This is a genomic window from Sporosarcina sp. BP05, assembly GCF_014282005.1.
In the GTDB taxonomy this organism is placed as follows: domain Bacteria; phylum Bacillota; class Bacilli; order Bacillales_A; family Planococcaceae; genus Sporosarcina.
The window spans coordinates 1-10,051 of record NZ_JACFTD010000035.1; the positions used below are offsets into that span (position 1 = coordinate 1).

A 10,051-nucleotide genomic window follows, 5' to 3' on the forward strand; every position below is an offset into this window, starting at 1 on the left:
GCCCCTACCCTCATAAAGATAAATGCATTTCGACTAACGTCTTATAGCAAACGTTTCAGGTAACAGCCTTTGTTTCAACGTTCTTTACTTTCCAAGTCCCTTGCAACATAGCTATCAGTTCAAGACGTAGGTGCTTCCTTTAAGCCTGTGAGCTGGATACCACCATTGTTCGGTATAGTGTATTTCAGAGGGCCAAGTTTTACTTTACACCACTCACCCCATCGTACGATGGGACATAGCTTTCACTATGTTCAAACTATAGACCCTTAAATTCAGAAGTTCGTCAGTTCCTTTTACACGGGAACATACTCACCATATCTAGTTTTTCAGCCATCCGGCATATCAGTTGGCATACCTTTTTCTAAAGAATGGCTTCAGCCTTCCTTCTGCCGACTCTACCTGTACTTCGAACCCTATGAACTGTCATTCATAGCGCACGCAGGAGTATTGATGAGATAGTTTCAGAAAACATGGTTTCGTCATTCCTATCTTCCGTTGCAAAGTTGATATTTATATCATAAATCCCCTGTGTTTTCATGCCGAAGGCATTTATCACAGAACTTGTCGAACTGGCCCGTTTGTGGCACAACAACGGTTCAACAATTGATCCTTCTCACTTGCTAGTTTTACTGTACTTTCCTATTCATCCAATATACACCACAGGTTAACGTAACAACAGTTCACGGAAGTAGTTTACTCCATTACTCGATAAGAAAAAGCTGCCCTGTAAAGGCAGCCGATTGTTTAACTAAAGATACCCGTTAGTTTAAGAAAATTTTCTTATTTTTCATTATTTACCTTGTCAATCTTGCTGGAAAACGTAGTCATCAAAACTATAAAAACAGGTAATAAACTCCATAAAAAGAATCCCCATTGATGTGTGATTAATGAAAGCACTAAGAAGAAAACAAGGACCCCAATTGAAATGTAAACAGTACGCTTCTGATATTTCTTCACCTTGAACACACCTTTCCGAATAATCAAAGTATTATCGTTAATTTTAGCGCACATTCTTCCATTTATTATACAACACTCTTCAACTAACCTGCCCGTTAGTTCAATTAGAAAAAAGAGCTCCCTAAGAAGCCCCTGTTGTTGAAGTAAAGCACACGTTAGTTTAAGTACATTAATTCACAACGATTTTATTTGTAATTGGAAAGTAGTCTCCCTCTTCAAGAATCTTCCTTCCAATTATTCCAAGCCAACCTAATTATCTTAATAGTATGTTTTGTTTAATGCGTTGAATATTCATTAATTAAATTAATGAAACTTTTAGATGAAATGGAACGTAAAGGAATAAGTCAATTTAGTAAAGGGAGATGAAATTTATGAATATCGCCAATAAAGCTTTAGTTTCATTTTGTATACTTCTATTAATTTTTATTTTATCAGCCTGTAAGCAAACTGAACAATCCCACGAGAATATAAATACGAAAAATGAACAATCTCACGAGAATACAATTCTGGAAAATGAACAACACAATATATCTTATTCTTTTAAAAACCCCAATACAGGGCAAGAATTTAATATAATTCATGCTTACTTGCTATATGAAGATTATTTTGCAACTGTTAAAGATAATCCAGATGAATCACACTATAAATTATATCAACAGGGAATTATAAAACCTATATATAAAGCATGTTTTAAAGACGCAGAACATCCGGTCAATCCACTTGAATGGACTCCCAAAGAAAGTGATTTTGATAGTATTGAGAAACAAATTGAATCAATGAATAAAGATCATTTAAATGAGGTATTTGAGGAATCACTTGTTAAATCCTCAGACATACTTTCATCAGATAAAAAAACAACGGTATGTATATTTCCTAAAAATGAAATTTTACCTTCTGACATGATGACAATTGGATCAGGGAAAATTATAGTCTCTTACAGTAAGTTTGATAATTCTTATAAACCAGGCATATCCCATGAATATCATCATAGTGTTTGGATCAGAAAACATTATACGGAAAATTATTTTCTAACAGGATTAGATCATTTTATATTGGAAGGGCAGGCCTTGATGTTTGAAACCTTAGTGTATCCCGATTTAAATAATACGCATTATGTGGTTGACGAAAGATTTAACAAAGAATATTGGAGCAGGATTGAACCATATCTTGAGAGGGTTGCTCCCCGGGAGATTACTGAAATGATAATAGGGGGCTTTAATGGTCTCCCTTATGCTTATGGCTATAGTGAAGGATACAAAATGGTTAGATCTTACTTAAATATGCATCCTAATATGACAGTAGAAGAATGGACTTCTAAAAATTCTGAGGAAATATTTAAAGAGGGAAACTTCAGAGCTAACTACGAGTAATTTTCTTTATTAAAGGTCTACAAAACTTTATGTGTCCTTTTCTAAAATGTAGAAAAGGATTTTTTTGTTTATATTCATAAAACTCTTCTTTCACTACCCTGCCCCGTTAGTAAAAACACTCCTCAGTGTCTATAATTCTATTAAATTGGCAAGAATCCCTTTAATATTACTATTTTAGGGGGAATGGAATTGTTACTGCCAAAAGCATGGTCTTCGTTTGAAGCTGATAAACGAATAGAGGGTTTTTCACCACAAACGTTGAAGATCTATCATTTACAGTCTTTGCTACTAATTGGTTATTTTAAGGATGTTGAGATGGAATTGCTGGATACAAAACAACTGAAGGAATATCTTGCTATATCCGGCAAGCATTTAAAACCAGCCAGTCTTGCACATCGTATCCGCTTTATGAAATCGTTTTTTCGTTGGTCTCATGAAGAAGGCTACCTAAGTAAGAATCCAACTTCCAAAATTAAAGAGCCTAAGGTAGGGAAGCGGATACCCAAGTATTTAACCGAACGGGAAATTGAACACCTTCGTGAATCCTGTCATTCCCCAATGGAAAAAGCGATTTTTGAATTCACGTTTTCTACCGGTTGTCGAATTGGAGAAATAGTTGCGTTAGAAAAGAACCATATTAATTGGTCCAATCAATCCGCAATCGTTAGAGGTAAAGGGGATAAGGAGAGGGAGGTTTATTTTAATACACGTTGCGACATATGGCTTAAACGCTATATTGAAAGCCGTAATGACAATAATCCTGCTATCTTTGTGACAGCAAGGCAGCCACATAAAATGAGTGTCGCACAAATGCGATACATCATCAAGCGGATTTCGAATCGTGCTGAAATCAATAAAGAGATTCAACCACACCAACTTAGACACAGCTATGCAACTCATTTGTTGAATAATGGAGCTCCTATTGAAGTCATACAAAGTCTTATGAGGTATGGGAAAAGTGAAACCACAAGGATCTACGCTCAATTAAGCGGTAGGCTAAGGAAAGAGTATTATCAGAAGTACTTTTAAATGTAAAAAGGAGCAATGTCTTAAAAGACGTCGCTCTACTTGACTAAAGCACCCGTTAGTGCAACAATATTTTTCAACTCTCCCGTCTACATTGTATAAGGGCTTCTTTATCAGAAATACCTTTTTGTATTGTAACTTTATTTATTTTAACACCATTTTCTGGAGTATCAGTCAACGTGATATGGATTCTATCATAGGGAGTGTCACCATGGTGTGCACTATAATTTAACGCACTTGCATGAACGATATGTCTTCTTGTATCACCATTTATTCTTTCAACTTTATCTATCTTTGGACACATGATAAAATCTGAGTAAGTTTTGTCGAGGTAGGAAAAATATCTGGTATATAAAGTTTCTTCAAGCAACTCATCTTTAGGTGCCCCAACACTTTCATATTTCCATCCTACCAAGAGCCAATCATACAGGTCTTGCGACTTTAATCGAGTTTTCACTTGATTCTGGGTATATATTACCTCGCCATCTGCTATGGTACATGTTTTTGTTTGATTTTCGGAAATACAATTATAGGCAGGTTCGATAACCGCAACATCCCCGTTTCTCATTTTTATTTTCAACATCGAGACTGTGGGGGGGTTATTTAAATTTAACTCAGTTGCTCCTTCGGAAGGACTTGATGTGTTTATCCATTTAACAACCTTATCGATGATCACTTCTTCATATCCATCATTTCCCTTAAATATACGAGATCCCCCGTTTAAACTGTTTACTTGAACAGATAAAACATCCTCTGCTTTTAATTTGGGTTGAATATTAGCCTTTGCTAATTGTATTGAGGAAAAAATTCCAACAAACACCAGGACTAGTACGACTAACTTCTTCACGGTTTAACGCCACCTTTGGATGTAAGTATTGTAGGTATCTTCCCCTTATATTAAAAATAAATACCGAAATAACAGCTGCAAACCAGTCAGATTCCTATTTAAAAAAGTTCGTCATTTGACAGCCTCCGTTTTTAAACTAACCTGCCTCGTTAGTTTAAAAAGGACTCTAATGGTCTTATCTAACAGTCGTTATTGAATTGAGTTAGCAATTTCAAACAATGTATCAGGCGTTACCTTAGACACCCTTTTGTCTATCCCAAGCATATATTGCCAATTACCATTTTCGAAAACGAAAAAATTGAATAATTGGTGTTCAACATAAATGGCTTTCTGTCCATTTTTAAGTGTATAGGCTTCCTGATTACCTTTATCCTTAAAAATTAGTTTATTTTTCAAGGGGCGAATATTAATTTTATAATGATTTTCTACTGCCTTTTCATTCACAAACTTGATTTCCAGCGAATCATTGATGTTATATTCCTTATCCTCATAAAATCTTCCGAATTGATGGGTGAAAGGAATAGATGGGTTGATTTTCGGCAATTTTACATCTTTTTTAAAATGATTTTCAAATTCCTTAACTGCTTCTTTTACAGATTTATATCCAACTTCAGCGTACATTTCCTCAATAGAAGGAGGAGTATCATTCGGATTTGCATTTACTGTTCCATAAATAAACCCACAAATTAATATACTTAATAAACCCAATAAAAAAGGTACACTTTTATTCAATTTTATCACCTCAAATTATATTTGGGTTTAGTTTGTCCAGTTCAGTTTCAATAATCCTTATTCAAGTAAACTGCCCAGTTAGTTCAAAAAGAAAAAGAGCTCCCCAAGAAGCCCCTGTTCTTCACTAAAGCACTCATTAGTTAAAGAACTGATTTACTTTATTTTCATCTTTCAAATATTCTTGTATATATTTTCTTAGTTCATCTTCGTTTTTAAATTCACTCAATTCTTTTCCGTACCACTCTTGTAGATTTCCTTTTGTTATTTTATATTCTCGGTTATCAAAATTAAATGTTATCCAATCAACATTTTGAACTAATGAAAATAAAAATGTAGCATTGAATATCGCTGTTTCTTTATAGTTTTGTTCTGATTCTAACCAATCATAATTCAAGATTATTCCATACGGTTTCTCTTTTGTTTTAAGTTCAAACCCTTCCAAATTTTCACCACTTCGTAACTGATTTGCAATGTTTCCTACCGCACTGTTATCGCCTACAAACGAATCTTTATATTGAAATAAATTTCCGTTTTTATTGTTTGTATTACACCCACTTAGAAAAAGCATTATCAATAATAAAAAGATCAAAAAATTAATTATTTTTCTCACTTGGATTCCCCCTTTAATGAATTATCAATCTATACAAACTCACCATAAAAGTACACAAATTATAGTTACAGCATTCTACCCGCTAGCCATACATGTAGCGCAAAATCAGTGCTACACCACAGAGGATGAAAATGTGTACAGAACGGGCATTAAATACTACTGCTAGCATAGAAAATCAATCAACCATTGCGCCATAGAGCCCTATCCGTTAGTTCGACTTCAACTACCGCGGTGCATCACAGACTGTCGCACCCAATACGGGTGGCACTTATGGGGGATTAATCCTACTCTGGTTACTGCACTAGCTTTCCCTATATTCTAGGAAGAATGGAGTTTGTTCCTGATTTACCTATCATCACAATATTATCATTCTAAAAGCTTGGCTTTTTTTAAAAAAAATTCATTTTTTTGTTATGCAGTTTTATAGACATTAGGCGTTTTTTAATTTTCATGGTAGTTGAAGGCTATTTTCATATAAACGTTACTTATTTTTCATTTTTCTTCCCATTTTCAAAAAAGAACTATTTGGTTGAGATAAGTTAATCTTTTCTGAACACAATAAGCATTAAAGGTGGTGTAAAAGTGAAAATAGTTATTATAGTTCCTTCTTTTTTCCTGTTGTTTCTAATGTCAGCAATATTGAATTATGCTGAACCAGATTATTATCAGCCTGCTGAAAAGTCTAAAGAAGAACTCATGATGGACTTGTTTTTTTCACTACTTTTACCAGATGTTCAAAAGTCTGTTTCTAATTACTATTCAGATTACCTTTACACAAGTCCTATGGTGTACCCGTATCAAATAAAGATTTTAAAGATGGAAATGACTAATGGATATAGAGGTTTCATGTTTTTAGTAACCATTGAAGTCACTCGAGTTGTCGGTCCACATATCCCAGTAGGAAGAGACCAATTAACATTTACTATAACTCCAAGTGAAGTTATCCTTAAAAGCTTTAAGCACATGGAAACTTACGAACTTCCTCCAAATTGGAAAGATATCATAAAGAAAAAGCAAATGATTGTATGATTTGATCATTTTGAAGTTAATCCCCGTTTTTGGGGGATTTCTTTATTACCTAACCTAAAAACAACTTTTATAAATACAGTCAAGATGTTCAACTTACCTGTCCTTCAGTTGAATAACACATATAAATCTTTATCGGCCGAATACTACTTTTGAGGTGAAATTAATGATATTGAAATTATTTTTCACATTAAATATCTTACTTACAGCATTTCAGCCATTTATTAGTAAAGAAAGTCCTATTACATCATCCAAACCCGAAATTAAAAGTATATATACAGATTATCCAAAAGACGGAACTTGGGTACAGATCCCAAAAGGAACAAAGAAAATCACATTTCATGTTGTAGCAGAAAATACAGAAACCATCTTATTCTGGTTGATACCAACAGGTACTCAAACTTGGACAGAACGAAAACTTATTGGCTATGATAGTCGAGAAAATCAAACTGATAAAAACTTTTCTTTAACTTGGAATATAGATAGGCCATACCTATATGACCATTTATATATTCAAGCAATAGGTGATGATAGAGTGGAACAGGACGAAATCAATTTATATTTGGAGTAAAACTTGGATGCTTGTTCAACTAAATAGCCTCATTAGTCGAACAAAAAAAGGAGCCGCAACTAAGACTCCTCGTTTCGCTCAAGCACCCGTTTGTTCAACAAAATATGAATGATTACAACCCGTTATTTCTCCCATAGCTCAATCTGTCTACCTTCAGGATCTTTAATCCAAATAAAGTTTCCATATTCACTACTCTCTTTTTCCTTTGCAAGAGGTACACCAATATGTTCAAGATGCTTAATAGTCTCGTTTAGATCATGTACTTGGAAATTCAACATCACTTGCTGTTCTGTTGGGAAGTAAGGGTCATCTTCAGTAAAGAAAGAAAAGGCAGTTTCATTTCCTGAATGGGGTTTAATAATAGTCCCATTCCAATTGTCTATTTCAATCTTCAACACTTCACTGTACCATTTTTTTACAACTTCAAGATTCCCAGTTCTCCAAAATATTCCTCCGAAGCCTTTTATCATCGTTTCTAGCTCCTGTCTGTCTTCAAGTTTTTAGTTTTTCGATTATTAGTAAGTTCCTTCTTCAACTAAAATGCACCCGTTACTTTAAGTAGATTTCTTTACAAACTTAAAATGGTGCGATTGCCCTTATTAAACAATCGCACCTGGTAGTTAAGTAACTTTATTTGACTTGCAGTTTAAACACTCGTCACGAAATGGTGAATCGGGTTTTCAGCCCCGCGGCATTTTGCTCATATCCATATACAACGCGTTCCACCGATGACCATCTGGATCGGCAAAACCGCAGCCATACATCCAGCCATCCTTTTCGCCAGGCTTGCTGAATACAGTGCCGCCGGCAAGTTCAGCTTTCAGGGCGAACTCATCAACTTCATCCCTGGAGTTCGCCCCCAGAGATAGTAACACTTCAGTGCCATGCCGCGAATCCGCAACTGCATTACCAGTAAAACCGCGGAATGCGGATTCCGGGAAGAGCATCAAAACAACCTGATTGTCGCCGACAATCACGCTGAATGAGCCGTCTTGACTCGCATACTGTTCATTCAACCGAAAACCGAGCTGAGTATAAAACGCCTTCGCCCGTTCTGGTTCTCGCACTGGCAGGTTCAACCATAATTCTCTCGACATACCTAAAAACCTCCTGATATAGAGATGCAGTAATCGCTCGCCCCTATTATAAATTCAATGCTTCTTATACTCTTACCTTCTTGTTTCAAAATTAATCCTTCTTCAACTATCCCTGGTTAGATCAAGTAGAATACTTCACAAACCTTAGTTTTTCTCACCCAACTTATCATTTCTTTTTGATTTTAAGCGTCTTAGTAAATGCATAACCATTTAATCCTAGTGACGCACTAATAACATAGCATTTATAATTATTTTTTTGTAAGTATTTTTCAAGTTCATTCGTTTCATCATACCAAATCGGCCAAGCATATAATTTATGGGACTGAAATTGTTCATTGTTCCCTACGAAAAATGTATTCAAATCTACTTCTTCAATATCAAATAAAATACTTCCTGCCATTACATGATCGAAATAATGTGCTAAGTAATTCTCGAATATAACAGTTACAATTTCATCTGCCACCGTTTCGATATCTAATTGCAATTCATTTTCCAGAAAATTCACTGAGTACCCAATTAACACGCCATCGTGAATAGATAATGTCATTTAATCCTCCTACAAACTGCTGCGTTCTATGAACAAAAATTTTGGATTACCTATAGCAGTCCCATGATACTTTACTAAAGCTATCCGTTAGTTTAATAAGAACAGAGACGCTTATTAAACTATCCCGTCCGATTGCGGAAATGAGAAATCTTAAGAAACTAGTCTTCATTAGTAAATATAACTAGTTCAAACGACTTTGAATTTAACAAAATACGGTACGAACAAAGAGCCAATACTAAGTATGGCGAGTCCTACACCTAGCGTAGCAAAAAGGTTATTAAAAGGTGAAAAGAAAATAACAAAAAGAAGCATTGGCAAAGAGGTAAGCGACACAAAAATCAGCCTTCCTGGAATAGTTATTTCATGTTTCACACCACAATTATCACATTTAACTGGCTTATATACCCAACCCAAAAACGCTTTGTAAATTTTACTCCAGCTAAAAGGCATATTACAATTTTGACATTTCCGCAATATGAACACCCCCTTATTCGGCATAATGGTCCGTTTATTGAACATTAGTTAAACAATACTCTTCAACTAACCTGCCCTATTAATTGGAAAATTTTATTTTTTAATCGTTCTGGTGATTGAAAAGATTTTTATCGACTTGAATATCCGGATTTTCAGTTACTAAAATTCTAATGAAATCAGTTTTGTTTTTCGGGGATACAATCGCCATATTATATTTACCGTGAAGAATCTCTATCCTATCAATGGACAAAGCAGGTGCTGCTAGAGGGTTCTTTGTTGCGCTCAACTTTTTAACTTCTTCAATTTTTACTGTATTTCTAAATGGACCATATCTGATTTTTATAAATCCTTCCTCAACCTTGTATCCTGTTCCAAACCACAACCATAAAAGCAAACCTATTATTAGCAAACTCATTATGTACCCTAACACACTTTTATAAGTTATTATTTGCCAGCCAATGGGTTCTCCACCAAAGATATAAACTAAAATAATTGAAAGTATTACTCCCCAAATAATAAATGCTAACCAAATATCTTTCTTAGATGGAAAATACATTTAAATTCACCCCCTTGATACTTATTCGATTAAATGTCCCGATTGTTGAACACAAGTTAAAACAAAACTCTTCAACTAATCCCCTTTAGTTGAATAAGGAAAAAGAGCTGAATTGTTACTCAATGATCTTCCGCTAAATCCCCCGTTAGTTATACATAAAGACTTACACATTAATTGCATATTATATAAATGATGTGACAATAAGTAATTATTTCTTACCTTTTAGTTCTAATAGTAT

At 34.6% G+C, this 10,051-nt stretch carries 12 protein-coding genes; 4 read left to right on the forward strand and 8 right to left on the reverse strand.

Going from position 1 to position 10,051, the window contains the following annotated elements; genetic code table 11:
- Window positions 1–1,328 precede the first annotated feature (1,328 nt).
- Window positions 1,329–2,327 carry a DUF2268 domain-containing putative Zn-dependent protease gene (locus H2672_RS18500; protein ID WP_186673819.1) on the forward strand — a complete coding sequence of 333 codons (999 nt, stop codon included), beginning with the start codon at window positions 1,329–1,331 and terminating at the stop codon, window positions 2,325–2,327.
- 189 nt (window positions 2,328–2,516) lie between these two features.
- Entirely contained in the window at window positions 2,517–3,356 is an 840-nt protein-coding gene (locus tag H2672_RS18505; RefSeq protein ID WP_186673821.1) for a tyrosine-type recombinase/integrase, read from the forward strand.
- A gap of 73 nt (window positions 3,357–3,429) precedes the next feature.
- Here the strand turns inward: H2672_RS18505 and H2672_RS18510 are convergent, their stop codons facing one another.
- From H2672_RS18510 to H2672_RS18520, 3 genes are all read right to left on the reverse strand, one after another.
- Entirely contained in the window at window positions 3,430–4,200 is a 771-nt protein-coding gene (locus H2672_RS18510; RefSeq protein ID WP_186673823.1) for a hypothetical protein, read from the reverse strand.
- Between the two features lie 189 nt (window positions 4,201–4,389).
- Window positions 4,390–4,941: a carbon monoxide dehydrogenase gene (locus H2672_RS18515; protein ID WP_346267722.1), complete on the reverse strand. Its 552-nt coding sequence runs from the start codon at window positions 4,939–4,941 to the stop codon at window positions 4,390–4,392.
- Between the two features lie 127 nt (window positions 4,942–5,068).
- Window positions 5,069–5,542: a DUF4825 domain-containing protein gene (locus H2672_RS18520; RefSeq protein WP_186673825.1), complete on the reverse strand. Its 474-nt coding sequence runs from the start codon at window positions 5,540–5,542 to the stop codon at window positions 5,069–5,071.
- A 582-nt stretch (window positions 5,543–6,124) separates the two neighbouring features.
- Here H2672_RS18520 and H2672_RS18525 point away from each other — a divergent pair.
- Entirely contained in the window at window positions 6,125–6,571 is a 447-nt protein-coding gene (locus H2672_RS18525) for a DUF3888 domain-containing protein (protein ID WP_186673827.1), read from the forward strand.
- 163 nt (window positions 6,572–6,734) lie between these two features.
- Window positions 6,735–7,139 (forward strand): hypothetical protein, encoded by a 405-nt coding sequence (locus tag H2672_RS18530; protein WP_222439462.1) that lies wholly within the window; start codon window positions 6,735–6,737, stop codon window positions 7,137–7,139.
- Window positions 7,140–7,261: 122 nt separating this feature from the next.
- Here the strand turns inward: H2672_RS18530 and H2672_RS18535 are convergent, their stop codons facing one another.
- From H2672_RS18535 to H2672_RS18555, 5 genes are all read right to left on the reverse strand, one after another.
- The gene (locus H2672_RS18535; protein WP_186673829.1) at window positions 7,262–7,609 is read right to left on the reverse strand and encodes a VOC family protein; all 348 of its coding nucleotides are present in this window, start codon (window positions 7,607–7,609) and stop codon (window positions 7,262–7,264) included.
- Between the two features lie 210 nt (window positions 7,610–7,819).
- Window positions 7,820–8,236 (reverse strand): VOC family protein, encoded by a 417-nt coding sequence (locus tag H2672_RS18540; RefSeq protein ID WP_186673831.1) that lies wholly within the window; start codon window positions 8,234–8,236, stop codon window positions 7,820–7,822.
- Window positions 8,237–8,402: 166 nt separating this feature from the next.
- Complete coding sequence (locus tag H2672_RS18545) at window positions 8,403–8,783, reverse strand: hypothetical protein (protein ID WP_186673833.1); 381 nt, start codon at window positions 8,781–8,783, stop codon at window positions 8,403–8,405.
- Window positions 8,784–8,969: 186 nt separating this feature from the next.
- The gene (locus H2672_RS20035) at window positions 8,970–9,302 is read right to left on the reverse strand and encodes a TIGR04104 family putative zinc finger protein (protein ID WP_370569709.1); all 333 of its coding nucleotides are present in this window, start codon (window positions 9,300–9,302) and stop codon (window positions 8,970–8,972) included.
- A gap of 55 nt (window positions 9,303–9,357) precedes the next feature.
- On the reverse strand, window positions 9,358–9,813 hold the full coding sequence (locus tag H2672_RS18555) for a PH domain-containing protein (protein WP_186673837.1): 456 nt from the start codon (window positions 9,811–9,813) through the stop codon (window positions 9,358–9,360).
- Between the last annotated feature and the right edge of the window lie 238 nt (window positions 9,814–10,051).